General features: G+C 60.3%; 15 protein-coding genes. 2 read left to right on the forward strand and 13 right to left on the reverse strand.

Translation table 11 applies throughout. The features are described 5' to 3' along the window. Positions 1 to 111: 111 nt before the first annotated feature. Positions 112 to 1,260, forward strand: coding sequence for an acyl-CoA dehydrogenase family protein (locus tag PspS34_RS08705; RefSeq protein ID WP_159389580.1), 1,149 nt, complete (start codon positions 112 to 114; stop codon positions 1,258 to 1,260). 129 nt (positions 1,261 to 1,389) lie between these two features. On the opposite strand, the gene PspS34_RS08710 is transcribed toward PspS34_RS08705, so the two are convergent. The 9 genes from PspS34_RS08710 to PspS34_RS08750 form a co-directional block, all read right to left on the reverse strand. Then, entirely contained in the window at positions 1,390 to 1,938 is a 549-nt protein-coding gene (locus PspS34_RS08710; protein WP_008057870.1) for an adenine phosphoribosyltransferase, read from the reverse strand. Between the two features lie 80 nt (positions 1,939 to 2,018). Beyond that, positions 2,019 to 2,753 (reverse strand): fumarate/nitrate reduction transcriptional regulator Fnr, encoded by a 735-nt coding sequence (gene fnr, locus PspS34_RS08715; protein ID WP_046041331.1) that lies wholly within the window; start codon positions 2,751 to 2,753, stop codon positions 2,019 to 2,021. A gap of 90 nt (positions 2,754 to 2,843) precedes the next feature. Beyond that, on the reverse strand, positions 2,844 to 4,226 hold the full coding sequence (gene hemN, locus PspS34_RS08720; protein WP_159390381.1) for an oxygen-independent coproporphyrinogen III oxidase: 1,383 nt from the start codon (positions 4,224 to 4,226) through the stop codon (positions 2,844 to 2,846). Between the two features lie 200 nt (positions 4,227 to 4,426). Continuing rightward, on the reverse strand, positions 4,427 to 5,110 hold the full coding sequence (locus PspS34_RS08725; RefSeq protein WP_154946542.1) for a sulfite exporter TauE/SafE family protein: 684 nt from the start codon (positions 5,108 to 5,110) through the stop codon (positions 4,427 to 4,429). Beyond that, positions 5,103 to 5,321 carry a cbb3-type cytochrome oxidase assembly protein CcoS gene (gene ccoS / locus PspS34_RS08730; RefSeq protein WP_056721958.1) on the reverse strand — a complete coding sequence of 73 codons (219 nt, stop codon included), beginning with the start codon at positions 5,319 to 5,321 and terminating at the stop codon, positions 5,103 to 5,105. Before ccoS ends, PspS34_RS08725 begins: the two co-directional genes overlap by 8 nt. A 22-nt stretch (positions 5,322 to 5,343) precedes the next feature. Next, complete coding sequence (locus tag PspS34_RS08735; RefSeq protein WP_159389581.1) at positions 5,344 to 7,794, reverse strand: heavy metal translocating P-type ATPase; 2,451 nt, start codon at positions 7,792 to 7,794, stop codon at positions 5,344 to 5,346. Positions 7,795 to 7,919: 125 nt separating this feature from the next. Beyond that, on the reverse strand, positions 7,920 to 8,459 hold the full coding sequence (locus PspS34_RS08740; RefSeq protein ID WP_057715675.1) for a FixH family protein: 540 nt from the start codon (positions 8,457 to 8,459) through the stop codon (positions 7,920 to 7,922). Between the two features lie 11 nt (positions 8,460 to 8,470). Continuing rightward, on the reverse strand, positions 8,471 to 9,886 hold the full coding sequence (gene ccoG, locus PspS34_RS08745; protein WP_090454077.1) for a cytochrome c oxidase accessory protein CcoG: 1,416 nt from the start codon (positions 9,884 to 9,886) through the stop codon (positions 8,471 to 8,473). A gap of 97 nt (positions 9,887 to 9,983) precedes the next feature. Then, entirely contained in the window at positions 9,984 to 10,643 is a 660-nt protein-coding gene (locus PspS34_RS08750) for a hypothetical protein (RefSeq protein WP_178122799.1), read from the reverse strand. Between the two features lie 135 nt (positions 10,644 to 10,778). On the opposite strand from PspS34_RS08750, the gene PspS34_RS08755 reads away from it, so the two are divergent. Next, entirely contained in the window at positions 10,779 to 11,783 is a 1,005-nt protein-coding gene (locus PspS34_RS08755; RefSeq protein WP_159389582.1) for a metallophosphoesterase, read from the forward strand. Between the two features lie 70 nt (positions 11,784 to 11,853). Here the strand turns inward: PspS34_RS08755 and ccoP are convergent, their stop codons facing one another. From ccoP to ccoN, 4 genes are read right to left on the reverse strand one after another with little or no spacing between them, the layout of a single operon-like run. After that, positions 11,854 to 12,831, reverse strand: coding sequence for a cytochrome-c oxidase, cbb3-type subunit III (gene ccoP, locus PspS34_RS08760; RefSeq protein WP_150812399.1), 978 nt, complete (start codon positions 12,829 to 12,831; stop codon positions 11,854 to 11,856). Beyond that, complete coding sequence (locus PspS34_RS08765; protein ID WP_003175465.1) at positions 12,828 to 13,013, reverse strand: CcoQ/FixQ family Cbb3-type cytochrome c oxidase assembly chaperone; 186 nt, start codon at positions 13,011 to 13,013, stop codon at positions 12,828 to 12,830. The genes ccoP and PspS34_RS08765 overlap by 4 nt, the downstream gene beginning before the upstream one ends. 5 nt (positions 13,014 to 13,018) lie before the next feature. After that, a complete protein-coding gene (ccoO, locus tag PspS34_RS08770) occupies positions 13,019 to 13,627 on the reverse strand; it encodes a cytochrome-c oxidase, cbb3-type subunit II (protein WP_009042961.1) in 609 nt (202 codons plus the stop codon). Continuing rightward, entirely contained in the window at positions 13,627 to 15,069 is a 1,443-nt protein-coding gene (ccoN, locus tag PspS34_RS08775) for a cytochrome-c oxidase, cbb3-type subunit I (protein ID WP_008050393.1), read from the reverse strand. Before ccoN ends, ccoO begins: the two co-directional genes overlap by 1 nt. Between the last annotated feature and the right edge of the window lie 37 nt (positions 15,070 to 15,106).

Genomic DNA, 15,106 nt, shown 5'->3' on the forward strand with positions numbered 1-15,106 from the left:
AGCGAGCCTGCTCGCGATAAGGGCGCCTCGGTCCACCTGACTTACACAATCCTGTTGAAAACCAAGCAAGCGCTCGGTTAACTTCACTGACCCCTTCAGTGGAGCTCGCCGATGTCTGCCTTTCAGGAATACTTCGACCCCAGCCACCAATTGGTCCGCGACAGCGTCAGACGTTTCGTCGAGCGCGAGATTCTTCCTGACATCTCGCAGTGGGAAGAAGCCGAAAGCTTTCCTCGCGAGCTCTACCTCAAGGCCGGCGCGGCGGGGATTCTCGGCATCGGGTACCCGGAGGCCTACGGAGGCAGCCATGAAGGGGATCTGTTCGCCAAGGTTGCCGCCAGTGAAGAGTTGATGCGCTGCGGCTCAGGCGGGCTGGTTGCCGGCCTGGGGTCGCTGGATATCGGCTTGCCGCCCATTCTCAAGTGGGCACGACCCGAAGTGCGGGATCGAGTGCTGCCCCAGGTGCTGTCGGGAGAGAAGATCAGCGCCCTGGCCATCACCGAGCCTGGCGGTGGCTCCGACGTCGCCAACCTGCAAACCCGTGCCGTGCGCGACGGCGATTTCTACCGGGTCAGTGGCAGCAAGACCTTTATCACCAGCGGCGTGCGCGCGGATTTCTATACCGTCGCAGTGCGAACGGGCGAACCAGGTTTCGGTGGCATCAGCCTGTTACTGATCGAGAAGGGCACACCGGGTTTCACCGTAGGACGGCAGCTGAAGAAAATGGGCTGGTGGGCGTCAGACACCGCTGAACTGTTCTTCGATGATTGCCGAGTGCCCGCAGGAAACCTGATCTGCGCCGAGAACATGGGCTTTGCCTGCATCATGGGCAACTTCCAGAGCGAACGCCTGGCCCTGGCATTGATGGCCAACATGACCGCACAGCTGGCGCTGGAAGAGAGCCTGAAATGGGCGCGCCAGCGCGAAGCCTTTGGCAAACCGATCGGCAAGTTTCAGGTGATCAAGCATCGCCTCGCCGAGATGGCGACCGCGCTGGAAGTGTCCCGGGAATTCACTTACCGCCAGGCCGCGAAAATGGCGGCGGGGCAGAGTGTGATCAAGGAGATTTCCATGGCCAAGAATTTTGCGACGGATACTGCGGACCGGATCGTGAACGATGCGGTGCAGATACTCGGTGGGCTGGGTTACATGCGCGAGAGCCTGGTGGAGCGGCTGTATCGCGATAACCGGATCCTGTCGATTGGCGGCGGGACGCGGGAAGTGATGAACGAGATCATCAGCAAGCAGATGGGGCTTTGAAGTGATGTGGTGAGGCGACTGACGCCATCGCGAGCAGGCTCGCTCCCACAGTGGATTGCGTTCTTCCTGACAGAACGCGGTCGAATGTGGGAGCGAGCTTGCTCGCGATGGCGGTCTGACAGGCGCCGCTTACTTGTCGCTCAACGCAAACTGCGTCAGGCAGAACGTAGGAATGCCCATATCTTCCAGACGCTGCGAGCCACCCAGTTCCGGCAGATCGATGATCGCCGCCGCTTCATGCACCCGGGCGCCCATGCGGCGGATCAGGTTGGCGGCGGCAATCAGGGTACCGCCGGTGGCGATCAGATCATCGAACATCACCACCGAATCCCCCTCGCACAGGCTGTCGGCGTGCACTTCCAGGAAGGCTTCGCCGTATTCGGTCGCATAGCCCTCGGCCAGCACGTCGGCTGGCAGCTTGCCTTGCTTGCGGAACAGCACCAGCGGCTTGTTCAACTGATAGGCCAGTACCGAACCGATCAGGAAGCCACGGGCGTCCATCGCGCCGATATGGGTGAAGTCAGCCTCGACATAACGGTGGGCGAAGCTGTCCATCACCAGGCGCAGGGCCGTGGGCGACTGGAACAGCGGGGTGATGTCGCGAAAGATCACACCCGGTTTCGGGAAGTCGATGACAGGGCGGATGAGGGATTTGATGTCGAAGGAGTCGAAGACCATCGTCGTGGTGTCCTGGCAGGGCTGCAAACGACGCAGTATAACGGCGGCTGAACCGTTTCGCTCAGCCGCAACGTTTTGTTTCAGCCTTCCAGTGAGCCACCGGCCAGGGCGCACAGCTGGATCGGGTCGATAATCCGGATTTCCTTGCCTTCTGCCGCAATCAGCTCGTTTTGCTGGAAGCGGGTAAAAACGCGGGACACGGTTTCCACCGCCAGGCCCAGGTAGTTGCCGATTTCGTTACGCGACATGCTCAGGCGGAACTGATTGGCGGAAAAACCCCGGGCGCGGAAACGTGCCGAAAGGTTGACCAGGAAGGTGGCGATGCGTTCGTCGGCGGTCTTTTTCGACAACAGCAGCATCATCTGCTGGTCGTCACGGATTTCGCGACTCATCACCCGCATCAGCTGACGGCGCAACTGCGGCAATTGCAGGGCCAGTTCGTCGAGGCGTTCGAAAGGAATTTCACACACCGAGGTGGTTTCCAGGGCTTGTGCCGACACAGGGTGCTTTTCCGTGTCCATGCCCGACAGGCCGACCAGTTCGCTGGGCAGGTGGAAGCCGGTGAGCTGTTCTTCACCGGTGTCGCTCAGGCTGAAGGTCTTGAGGGCGCCAGAACGGACTGCGTAGACAGAATCGAAGGTATCGCCCTGACGGAACAGAAATTCGCCTTTTTTCAGCGGCCGGCCACGTTTGACGATTTCGTCCAGCGCATCCATGTCTTCCAGATTCAGCGAAAGTGGCAGGCAAAGAGGGGCCAGGCTGCAATCCTTGCAATGGGCTTGATTATGAGCGCGCAGTTTTACTGGCTCGGACATTTCTTCAATCCTTGTGGGAATTCACACATAAGACGTAAGGGTAACTCACCATAGGATATCGAGGCCAGTCTGGGGCGCTAGCTTGCAGAATTAGATTACCCGTGAAAATCGCTGGCGACTGTGTTGTTCCAGGTACGCGTCGAACACCATGCACACCGAGCGCACCAACAGTCGCCCGGCGGGCAGGATGGTGAGCCTGTCGCGATCGAGTTCGATCAGCCCGTCTTTGGCCATGTATTGCAACTGGGGCCAGAGATCGCCGAAATAGCCTTGGAAATCGATGTTGAAGGCCTGCTCGATGTCAGCGTATTCGAGACTGAAATTGCAGATCAATTGCTGGATGACCGCACGCCGCAGCCGGTCATCGGCATTGCACAGCAGGCCGCGGCTGGTGGCCAGTTGCATGGATGCGAGCGCGTTCTGGTACTGGTTCAGGTCGCTGCTGTTCTGGCAGTACAGGTCGCCGATCTGGCTGATCGCCGACACGCCGAGGCCGATCAAGTCGCAATGGCCGTGGGTGGTGTAGCCCTGGAAATTGCGTTGCAGGGTCGATTCTTCCTGGGCAATCGCCAGCTCATCGTCGGGCAGGGCGAAGTGGTCCATGCCGATGTAGCGGTAACCGGCGCTGATCAGTTGCTCGATGGTGCGCTGCAGCATTTCCAGTTTCTGCGCCGGTGTCGGCAGCTCATTGCTATTGATGCGCCGCTGGGGCATGAAGCGTTCCGGCAAGTGGGCGTAGTTGAACACCGATAACCTGTCCGGTTGCAGGTTGATGACCTCCTCGACGGTGCGGGCGAAATTCTCCGGCGTCTGTCTGGGCAGGCCGTAGATCAGGTCGATATTGATCGAGCGAAACTGCAAGGTGCGGGCGGCATCGATTACCGCGCGGGTTTCTTCCAGGCTTTGCAGGCGATTGACTGCACGTTGCACGGCCGGGTCGAGGTCTTGCAGGCCGATGCTGACCCGATTGAAACCCAGTTCCCGCAGCAGGCCCATGGTCGACCAGTCGGCCTCGCGCGGGTCTATCTCGATGCCGTAGTCGCCGGAGTCGTCGTCCAGCAAATTGAAGTGTTTGCGCAAGTGCGCCATCAATTGGCGCAGTTCGTCGTGGCTGAGAAAGGTCGGCGTGCCGCCACCGAAGTGCAGTTGCTCGACTTTCTGCGTGGGGTCGAGGTGGCAGGCGATCAACTGGATTTCCTGCTCCAGGCGCTGTAAGTACGGCTGCGCCCGCCCGCGATCCTTGGTGATGACCTTGTTGCAGGCGCAGTAATAGCAAATGTTCGCGCAGAACGGCACGTGCACGTACAGCGACAACGGGCGTTGAGCCTTGCGGCTGTCGCGCAGGGCATGAAACAGGTCGAAGGTGCCGACCTGGCTGTTGAATTGCACGGCGGTCGGGTACGAGGTGTAGCGTGGTCCCGCCAGGTCATAACGGCGGATCAGATCGGTGTCCCAACGAATGGCGTCGAGCATCATGCGGGCATTCCCCCGGATAGGCTGGCAGTGTCAGCCACTTTATGCGAGGGCGGGGTGGGGCATCTTGATTTGCATCAAGGTCAGAATCTTTGTCGTTTGTGAGGGCCTCATCGCGAGCAAGCTCGCTCCCACAGGTTTTGTGTACACAGCAACTCTCCTGTGGGAGCGAGCTTGCTCGCGATGGGCGCGCCGCCGATCTAGTGCCCCATCAACCAATGCTGATGCGGTCCCGGCAGTGTCCAGATACCAAACAACATCACCAGCATCCCGCCGGCCATCCGCACGCTGCGCTTGCGCAACAGTGCGGTGATGCGCTCGGCGGCAAGGCCTGTCGCCAGCAGCACCGGCCAGGTGCCGAGCCCGAACGCGAGCATCAACAATGCGCTGTCCAGCGCGTTGCCCTGGCTGGCCGACCATAGCAAGGTGCTGTAGACCAGGCCGCACGGCAGCCAGCCCCAGAGCGCGCCCAACAGCAGCGCGCGCGGAACGTTCGACACCGGCAGTAACCGGTTGGCGACTGGCTGGATGTGCCGCCACAGGCCTCGACCGAGGCTTTCGATACGGGTCAGGCCGCTCCACCAGCCGGCCAGGTACAGGCCCATGGCAATCAGCAGCAAGCCGGCGAGGATGCGCAGGAACATCGCCGCCGGGCTGCTGGCCACGGCCCATCCGGCCAGGCCGATCAGCAGTCCGGCACAGGCATAGCTCAGAATCCGGCCCAGGTTATAGGCCAGCAGCAGACGAAAGCGGCGGCTGCGTTGCTCCTTGGGAATCGCCAGGGTCAGCGCGCCCATCAAGCCGCCGCACATGCCCAGGCAATGGCCGCCGCCGAGCAAGCCGAGGATCACCGCAGACACCAGCAGTGGCGTCAATTCAAGCATGGGGTGGGGCCTTGTCGTCCGTTTTGGCCGGTTGGCCGCTGGCTTCGTCGACGGCGGCAGTGTGGTTCGGGTCCTGGTCGTCGAACAGGATGCTGTGGGCCGGGCCGTCAAGGTCGTCGTACTGACCGCTGTCCACCGCCCAGAAGAAGATATAGACGGCGATGGCCACGATCAGCAGCGCAGCGGGAATCATCACGTAAAGAGCTGGCATCTGGACTCCATGCCCGCGCGGCTCAGGCCGGCAACGGGCGGGTTTCTGGCGTGGTGCCGGGGGCGGGCGCGCTCGGCATGCGAGTCAGGCGCAGCGCGTTCAACACCACGGTCAACGAACTGATCGACATGCCCACCGCCGCCCATACCGGAGTGATCCAGCCGAGGGCGGCGAAGGGCAACATGAGGCCATTGTACAACCCGGCCCACAGAAGGTTCTCGATAATGACCCGACGGGTGCGCCGCGCCAGGCTGAAGGCTTGCACCAGCGCGTCGAGGCGGTTGGACAGCAGCACGGCGTCGGCACTGGTTTTCGCCAGGTCGGTGGCCGAGCCCATGGCGACGCTGATATCCGCAGCCGCCAGCACCGGCACGTCATTGACCCCGTCACCGAGCATCAACACCTTGCGACCTTCCTTGTGCAGTTGTTGCAGGACCTGCAGTTTATCGTCCGGACGCAAGCCGCCGCGGGCTTCATCGATACCCAGTTCCGCCGCCACACTGGCGACCATCGGCGAGCTGTCGCCGGACAGCAGCAGCGTGCGCCAGCCACGCGCCTTGCACGCGGCGAGCAGCGCGGGCGCATCGGCACGCAAGCGATCATCGAGGACGAGCCAGGCCAGCGGCCCCTCGCTGTCGCCGAGTAGCAGCCATTGGCCGGGTTCTTCGGGCATCGATGGCACCATGGCGCCGCTGAGTTCGCAGACAAAACCCGGTTGGCCGATACGCAGACGCCGCCCATCAACCAGCCCCTCCAGGCCAAGGCCCGGTGTGCTGTGGACTTCTTCGGCAGCCGTCGGCGCACGACCGAAAGCGCGGGCGATCGGATGTTCGGAGCGGTTTTCCAGGGCGGCAGCGAGGCTCAGGCATTGATCGCTGTCGAGCGCGCCGAGGGGGCGGATCGAGCGCAGCGCCAGGCGTCCTTCGGTGAGGGTGCCGGTCTTGTCGAAAATCACCGTGTCGATCTGGTTCAGGCCTTCCAGCACATGGCCGCGGGTCAGCAACAGACCGAGTTTGTGCAGTGTGCCGGTGGCAGCGGTGAGGGCGGTCGGCGTCGCCAGCGACAAGGCGCACGGGCAGGTCGCCACCAGCATCGCCAGCACGATCCAGAAGGCTCGCGAGGCATCCAACTGCCACCACAACAGGCCAATCGCGGCGGCAGCGATCAGCGACAACAGCAGGAACCATTGCGCGGCGCGGTCGGCGATTTCCGCCAGGCGCGGTTTTTCGGCCTGGGCACGATCGAGCAGGCGAACGATGGCCGAGAGGCGAGTGTCCTGGCCCAGGGCCTGGACCTCGACGGTCAGTGCGCCTTCGACGTTCATTGTGCCGGCGGTGACCGCGTCGCCGAGGGTGCGTGGTTGCGGCAGGTATTCGCCGGTCAGCAGCGACTCGTCGACACTCGACTGGCCGTCGAGGATCTTGCCGTCAGCCGGGAGAATGGCGCCCGGATGAACCAGCACCTGATCGCCGACACGCAGTTCACTGAGCAGAATGCGTTCGCTCTGGCCATCGGCTGTCAATCGCAGGCACGAGGCAGGCAATAGATTTACAAGCTGTGCGGTAGCGGCGGCGGTGCGCTCGCGGGCGCGGCGTTCCAGATAACGCCCGGCCAGCAGGAACAGGGCAAACATGCCGACGGCATCGAAATACAGTTCGCCGACCCCGGTGATGGACGTCCAGATCCCGGCGATGTAGGCGCTGCCGATGGCCAGCGACACCGAAACGTCCATGGTCAGATGGCGGGTGCGCAGATCGCGCATGGCGCCTTTGAAAAACGGCGCGCAGCTGTAGAACACAATCGGGGTGGTGAGGAACAGCGCGACCCAGCGCAGGATGGTGTGCAGTTCGGGGCTGAGGTCGATGTTGAATTCAGGCCAGGTGGCCATGGTTGCCATCATCGCCTGGAACCATAGCAGACCGGCCACGCCGAGCTGGCGCAGGGCCAGGCGGTTTTCGCTGGCCAGTTGTTCGCTGGCCCGGTCGGCCTGATACGGGTGTGCGGCGTACCCGATGTGACGCAGTTCGCTGAGGACCTGGCTCAGCGGCAACTGCCCATCGGCCCAGCGTACGTGCAGGCGATGGTTGGACAGGTTCAGGCGCGCTTCGGCTACGGCCGGCAAGGTGCGCAGGTGTTTTTCGATCAGCCAGCCGCAGGCCGCGCAGCTGATGCCTTCCATCAGCAGCGTGGTTTCGGCCAGTTCGCCATCGTGGCGGACAAAGGGCTGCTGCACATCGGCGCGGTCGTACAGCGCCAGTTCATCCACCAGTTGCACCGGCAGCGCTTCAGGGTTGGCCGAGGCTTCGCTGCGGTGCTGGTAATAGCTTTCCAGGCCACCGGCGACAATGGCCTCGGCCACGGCCTGGCAACCTGGGCAGCAGAATTCGCGGGTTTGCCCCAGGACCGCAGCGGTGAAGCGGCTGCCGGCCGGGACGGGCAGGGCGCAGTGGTAGCAGGGGAGTGGCGTGATCATGAGGTGAAGTCTACATCGTCCGGGAGGGCCTCATCGCGAGCAGGCTCGCTCCCACATTGATCTGAGTATCAACACAAATCCACTGTGGGAGCGAGCCTGCTCGCGAAGCGCGAAGCGCAGGCTTTTTACTTCTTCAGGTCTTCCGCGCCTTGCAGCGGTTCGTCGCCCAGCAGCAGATCCTTGTCATGGCTGACCGGTTCCTCTTCGAACATGCGCCAGATGTGCTCGTCCTGAGTGCCAAGCAACTCGACAAAACGCCGGCCTTCGATCTTGTCACTCAACTGGCCGATGTAGCGGCCCTGTTCGGTTTCGCTGCGGGTCAGGGTGATCTTGCGATCCTTTTCCGGCTGGGTCGGCGAGATCAGGTTCAGCTCCAGGGTCTTGGGCTGGCTGTCGCCGCTCAGGCGCAGGTCAACCTCGCCAGTCATGCCGTCGAGATGAACGCTGGCGCGCATTTTCAGGGTCTGGGCCAGCAGCTCACGGTCGAGGGAGCGGTTGATGCCTTTGCCGGCCTCGTAGTAGTTGTCGTTGACCAGGTTGTCCGGGTTGTTCACCGCGATGGTCACCATGGACAAGGTCAGGGCCACCGAGCAGGCCAGGATCCCGATGATGATCCACGGCCAGAGGTGCTTGTACCAGGGGCTTGCGGCATTTGCTGCGGGCATGTTCAGTTCTCTCAACGATTCTGTGGGCCGATGAACCGGCTCTTGGCTTCAATGTGGACGCTGTCGTCATCGGCGTCCTTGAGGATGAATTTCACCTCGTTGGTGCTCGACGGCAGTTTTTCCGGTGCAACGGACAGCTCGGCAGGCTGGCTGACGATCTCGCCGGCCGCGACCTTGATCTCGCGTCGACCTTGCAATTTGAGATCCGGCAGGCCGGATGCTTCGAGCAGGTAGGTATGGTCGCGCTGGTCCTTGTTCATGATTTTCAGGCTGTATACGTTTTCGATCCGGCCTTCGGCGTTCTCGCGGTACAGCACGCGGTCCTTGCTGACATCGAAACCCACCAGCGCACGCATGAAGAATGCCGTCACCAGCAGGCTGATCATCGCCAGCAGCACAATGGCATAGCCAATCAGGCGCGGGCGCAGTTTATGGGTTTTCTGTCCGGACAGGTTGTGCTCGGTGGTGTAGCTGATCAGTCCGCGCGGGTAGTCCATCTTGTCCATGATGGCGTCGCAGGCATCGATGCAGGCGGCGCAACCGATGCATTCGATTTGCAGGCCGTCGCGGATGTCGATGCCCGTCGGGCAGACCTGGACGCACATCGTGCAGTCGATGCAGTCACCCAGGCCCTGGGCCTTGTAGTCGATACCTTTTTTACGCGGTCCACGGCCTTCGCCACGGCGCGGATCGTAGGAAACGATCAGGGTGTCCTTGTCGAACATCACGCTCTGGAAGCGTGCGTACGGGCACATGTAGATGCACACCTGTTCGCGCAACCAGCCAGCGTTGCCGTAAGTGGCGAGGGTGAAGAAACCGACCCAGAAGTACGACCAGCCATCCGCCTGGCCGGTGAAAAATTCGAATACCAGCTCGCGGATCGGCGAGAAGTAGCCGACGAAGGTCATGCCGGTAACGAAGCCGATCAACAGCCACAGGCTGTGTTTGCTGAACTTGCGCACGAACTTGTTGGCGCTCATCGGCGCCTTGTCGAGCTTGATGCGTTGGTTGCGGTCACCTTCGGTGACTTTTTCGCACCACATGAAAATCCAGGTCCAGACACTTTGCGGGCAGGTATAGCCGCACCAGACCCGTCCGGCGTACACGGTGATGAAGAACAGGCCGAAGGCGGCGATGATCAACATGCCGGAGAGCAGAATGAAATCCTGAGGCCAGAAGGTGGCGCCGAAAATGAAGAACTTGCGCTCCGGCAGGTTCCACCACACGGCCTGATGACCGCCCCAGTCCAGCCACACCGTGCCGAAATACAGCAGGAACAACAGGGCTCCGCCGGTCATCCGCAGGTTGCGAAACAGGCCGGTGAAGGCGCGGGTGTAGATTTTTTCCCTGGAGGCGTAGAGGTCGACGCTGTTGTTCGCGTTCTTGGTGGGTGGAGTGACGTCGTGTACCGGAATCTGGTTGCTCATCATTGCATCCCACGGCAGTGGAAAAATGCCTCGGTCAGTACGTGCCGACCGCGGTCAAAAAGGGGTGTTGCAGTGGCGCAATGATACGCCTGTCGCTCTAGCCTGCGGGTGCGACCTTTGGTCGCGTTGGGAGAAGGCCGCGGATGGTGTAGCGAATGTAACAAAACATGATGCAGGTCAATTGACATCCGCAGTATAGCTGCCCGGTTGTCGGGCATCGACGCCATCCGGTCCTCCGATGGCGTCGCGAAAGCGACTGAGTGGAAAAGTTGACGGAGTAGGTGGGCTCGTTGTGCAGTTGGACCAGGTGAACATCGCCGTAGTCCCTGGAATACGCCAGGTTGCCGTACCAGGTCTTCGTGAAAACAGATGCCCTGGCGGAAAGGTCCATGGTGGCGACTTTGCCCCAGTAGCGATTCTTCAGGTCTTCGACGCTCCCGGCGGCGCAATCGGGGCAAGCTGCGACATTGAAGTCATAGTCGTGATTGCCCAGGCCATAGTCGTAAAGGTTGTTGAGTTTGTCTTGCAGTACCGAATGGACGTAGGCGCGTTCTCCGGGATGCCCGGAAGCGGTCAGGTTGCCGTTGATCATCACCGGGACGGTGGCAGCTCCCCCAAGTTGGTTCCTGAAGTCGGCGATGCTGCTGTACTGGGCGTTGATCAGCCATAGTGATCGCGCTTCCTTGTCGGCTGCGGATTCGTGTTCTTTGTTATCGGATTTTTCACTGGAGGGATACTTCGGTTCCGCAGCAAACACCAGGTGTTGTGGCTGGGATTGACTGGAAATTTGCTCTATTGGTTTTGTTGTTTGGTTTATTTGTGTGGTTGATTAGTGTCTGGCGGGACGCCGCTACTGCGGGGTAACTATTAATTATTGATGAAATGGATTTTTATGAACTTACATGGAAAATATGGTCTGCTGGTAGCGACTGCATTCTCGTTGCTATGTCCCCTGCTCCTTGCCGTTGCAGCAACCGAAACACCGAAGCATCTGGTTCTGGTCTCTGATCCGCAGTACCCCTGGAGTGATCTCACCGATGAAGGACTTCCAAGCAACGATGCGCGGGCGAAGGAGTTGGTAGAGTTGCAGTATTCCGACATTGCAGACTTCAGGAGGCACAATGGCGGTGCATCCCGTATACCCGTGATGATCAATGGCGATATCACGGCGTTCGGTCATGGTGGTGAACGCTCGTATATGAAAGAGGTATTCGAGAGGAAACTTGAAGGTATTTATGATTATGGGCTGGGTAATCATGATTACGCGAATAATGTTGACGACTGTTTTCTGAATAATTGCGCCGCGGGCAGTATCGTCGAACTCAAGGAACGTTATTGGGGGAAGGCCGATTCAATGGATCTTGGAATTAGAAGTTCAGGCCTGGGAAAAATTTATTATGGCAGTCTTGCCTATTCGAAGAACTTCGGTGATGTGCATATGGTGCAGTTGCATAACGAACCGACCTACGCTGTGGAGTTTTCGTCCGGAAATCCACTGGGGCCGACCGCTTTTGAGATCACGCCTGCACTCGATTGGCTTGAGCGGGATTTAAGAAGTGCCCGCCAGCAGGGCAAGATCATTATTCTTAATATGCACAAGGTGTATGACTGGAGCGGAACGAGCGAGCAGATCGCCAGGTTTCAGCAGATGATCGAAACGTACCGGGTGACGGCGATTTTTGGTGGACACGATCACTGGGGTGCCGGCAGCTGGTTCGATTGGGGAAAATCTGAGCGTTTTGGTGATGTGCCCGTATTTCTTAGCGGTTCGGCTTCTCAGCAAACGTATCTTATTGCCAGCTTTTCCGATGATAAGCAGTCGCTCGCCATTAGCGTTGTTAGAGGCAATAACTGGCCAAGTCGCAAGGTCGTCCAGACGATACCGGTCATGAAATAGGCATCAAGAACAAAACGGCCCCGCCAATTCACATTGGCGGGGCCGTTTTTTGTTGCTTCAAGCGTTTGCCTTACTCGGCGTCCGCTGCCTTCTCACCGTGAGACAGGCTGTAGACGTAAGCGGCCAGCAGGTGAACCTTGTCGTTACCCTGCATTGCTTCTTGCGCAGGCATCTGGCCCTGACGGCCGTAACGGATGGTCTGCTGCAGTTGAGCGAAGCTCGAGCCGTAGATGAACGCTGCCGGGTGAGTCAGGTCAGGTGCGCCCATCGCTGGCGTACCCTTGCCTTCCGGACCGTGGCACGCCACGCAGTTGGTGGCGAACAGTTTCTGCCCGGCAACCGGGTCGGCCTTGGCGCCTTCCGGCAGCTTGCGGCCATCGAGGTTGGTCAGGACAAACGCGGCCACGTCGGCCACGCCTTGCTCGCCGATCACTTCAGCCCACGCAGGCATCACCGCGTGACGGCCGCCCATGATGGTGGTCTTGATGGCTTGCGCGTCGCCGCCCCAGCGCCAGTCGGCGTCGGTCAGGTTAGGGAAGCCGTAGGCGCCCTTGGCGTCGGAACCGTGGCAAACCGAGCAGTTGGAGGCGAACAGGCGGCCGCCCATCTTCAGGGCTTGCGGGTCCTTGGCCACTTCTTCGATTGGCATGGCCGCGAACTTGGCGAAGATCGGACCGAACTTGGCGTCCGACCTGGCCATTTCCTTTTCCCACTCGTGAACGCCGGTCCAGCCGGTCTGGCCGTTGGCGAACGGGGTCTGCTTCTCGTTGTCGAGGTAGCCATAACCCGGCAGCAGGCCTTTCCAGTTACCCAGGCCCGGATACAGCACCAGGTAGCCCAGTGCGAAGATGATGGTGCCCACGAACAGCATGAACCACCATTTCGGCAGCGGGTTGTCGTACTCCTCGATGCCATCGAAGGAGTGCCCGACGGTCTCGTCTGTCTGCTCGGTGCGCTGGCCCTTGCGGGTCGACAGCAGCAGCCAGGTCAGGGAAAAGATCGTACCGAGACTGAGGACTGTGACGTACAGACTCCAGAATGTAGTCATTCTTTGTTACTCCTAGAAGCTTGCTCGACGTGCTTGATGGCTTCGGGATCATCCGCAAAAGGCAGCAAGGTCGCGTCTTCAAACTCAGACTTGCGCTTGGGGCTGAATACCCACAGCGCCAGACCGATGAAGGCCACCATCACAACGACGGTGCCCAGGCCACGAATCATCCCGATATCCATTTAGATCACCGTTTGCTTTTGATGATGGTGCCCAGGCCTTGCAGATAGGCCACCAGCGCGTCCATTTCGGTTTTGCCCTTCACAGCATCCTTGGCGCCGGCGATGTCTTCGTCGGTGTAAGGGACGCCGAGCGTGCGCAAGACTTCCATTTTCTTGGCGGTGTCTTTGCCGTCGAGCTTGTTTTCCACGAGGAACGGGTAGGCTGGCATTTTCGACTCAGGCACCACGTTGCGCGGGTTGTACAAATGCGCACGCTGCCAGTCATCGGAGTAACGACCGCCGACGCGGGCCAGGTCCGGACCGGTACGCTTGGAACCCCACAGGAACGGGTGGTCCCAGACGCTTTCACCGGCGACCGAGTAGTGGCCATAGCGTTCGGTTTCAGCACGGAACGGGCGGATCATCTGCGAGTGGCAGCCGACACAACCGTTGGCGATATAAACGTCCCGGCCTTCCAGTTCAAGGGCGGTGCGGGGCTTCATGCCCTCGACCGGCTTGTTGGTGACATCCTGGAAAAACAGCGGAACGATCTGGGTCAGGCCGCCGATGCTGACGGCGATGACCATGAAGAAGGCCAGCAGGCCAATATTCTTCTCGACTGCTTCATGCTTCATCAGTGAGCTCCAACTACGGCAATCTGTTCGGCGGCTTTGGCTTCAGCCGGGTTCGAGGCGCGTACGGTACGGAATACGTTGTAGGCCATGAACAACATGCCGGTGGCGAAGAACGCGCCGCCCAGGGCACGGACGATGAAGCCCGGGTGGCTGGCTTGCAGCGCTTCGACGAACGAGTAGGTGAGGGTGCCGTCATCGTTGATTGCACGCCACATCAGGCCCTGGGTGATGCCGTTGACCCACATCGAGGCGATGTAGAGCACGGTGCCGATGGTCGCGAGCCAGAAGTGGGTGTTGATCAGGCCGGTGCTGTGCATCTGCGCACGACCGAACAGTTTCGGGATCATGTGGTAGATGGCGCCGATCGAGATCATCGCAACCCAGCCCAGAGCGCCGGCGTGTACGTGGCCGATGGTCCAGTCGGTGTAGTGCGACAGGGAGTTGACGGTCTTGATGGCCATCATCGGGCCTTCGAAGGTCGACATGCCGTAGAACGCCAGGGAGACGACCAGGAAGCGCAGGATCGGGTCGGTGCGCAGCTTATGCCAGGCGCCCGACAGGGTCATCATGCCGTTGATCATGCCGCCCCAGCTTGGCGCCAGCAGGATGATCGACATTGCCATGCCCAGGGACTGAGCCCAGTCCGGCAGCGCGGTGTAGTGCAGGTGGTGCGGACCGGCCCAGATGTACAGGGTGATCAGCGCCCAGAAGTGCACGATCGACAGGCGATAGGAGTAGATCGGACGTTCGGCCTGTTTCGGCACGAAGTAGTACATCATGCCCAGGAAGCCGGTGGTCAGGAAGAAGCCCACGGCGTTGTGGCCGTACCACCACTGGATCATCGCGTCCGTCGCACCCGAGTAGGCCGAGTAGGACTTGAACAGGCTGACCGGCAGCGACATGTGGTTGACGATGTGCAGCATCGCGGTCACGACGATGAACGCGCCGTAGAACCAGTTACCGACATAGATGTGCTTGGTCTTGCGCTTGACGATGGTGCCGAAGAACACCAGACCGTAGGTGACCCAGACAATGGCCAGCAGAATAGCCAGGGGCCATTCCAGTTCCGCGTATTCCTTGGTGGTGGTGAAACCCATCGGCAAGGTAATGATCGCGCCGACGATCACCGCTTGCCATCCCCAGAAGGTGAAGGCGGCGAGGCTGTCGGAAATCAGTCGCGTTTGGCAGGTTCGCTGCACGACGTAATAAGAAGTGGCAAACAGTGCACATCCACCGAAGGCGAAAATCACCAGGTTGGTGTGCAACGGGCGCAGGCGTCCAAAGCTCGTCCATGCCAGACCGAAGTTCAACTCCGGCCAGACCAGTTGCGAGGCGATGAAGACACCAAGCCCCATGCCAAGGATCCCCCAGACCACCGTCATGATGGCGAACTGGCGGACTACCTTATAGTTATAAGCAGTCGGACTGATTGCTGTGCTCATTCTAAGGTTCCACGGTTTGGGTGTTTTATTAGGATTA

The organism is Pseudomonas sp. S34 (assembly GCF_009866745.1).
Lineage (GTDB): Bacteria > Pseudomonadota > Gammaproteobacteria > Pseudomonadales > Pseudomonadaceae > Aquipseudomonas > Aquipseudomonas jessenii.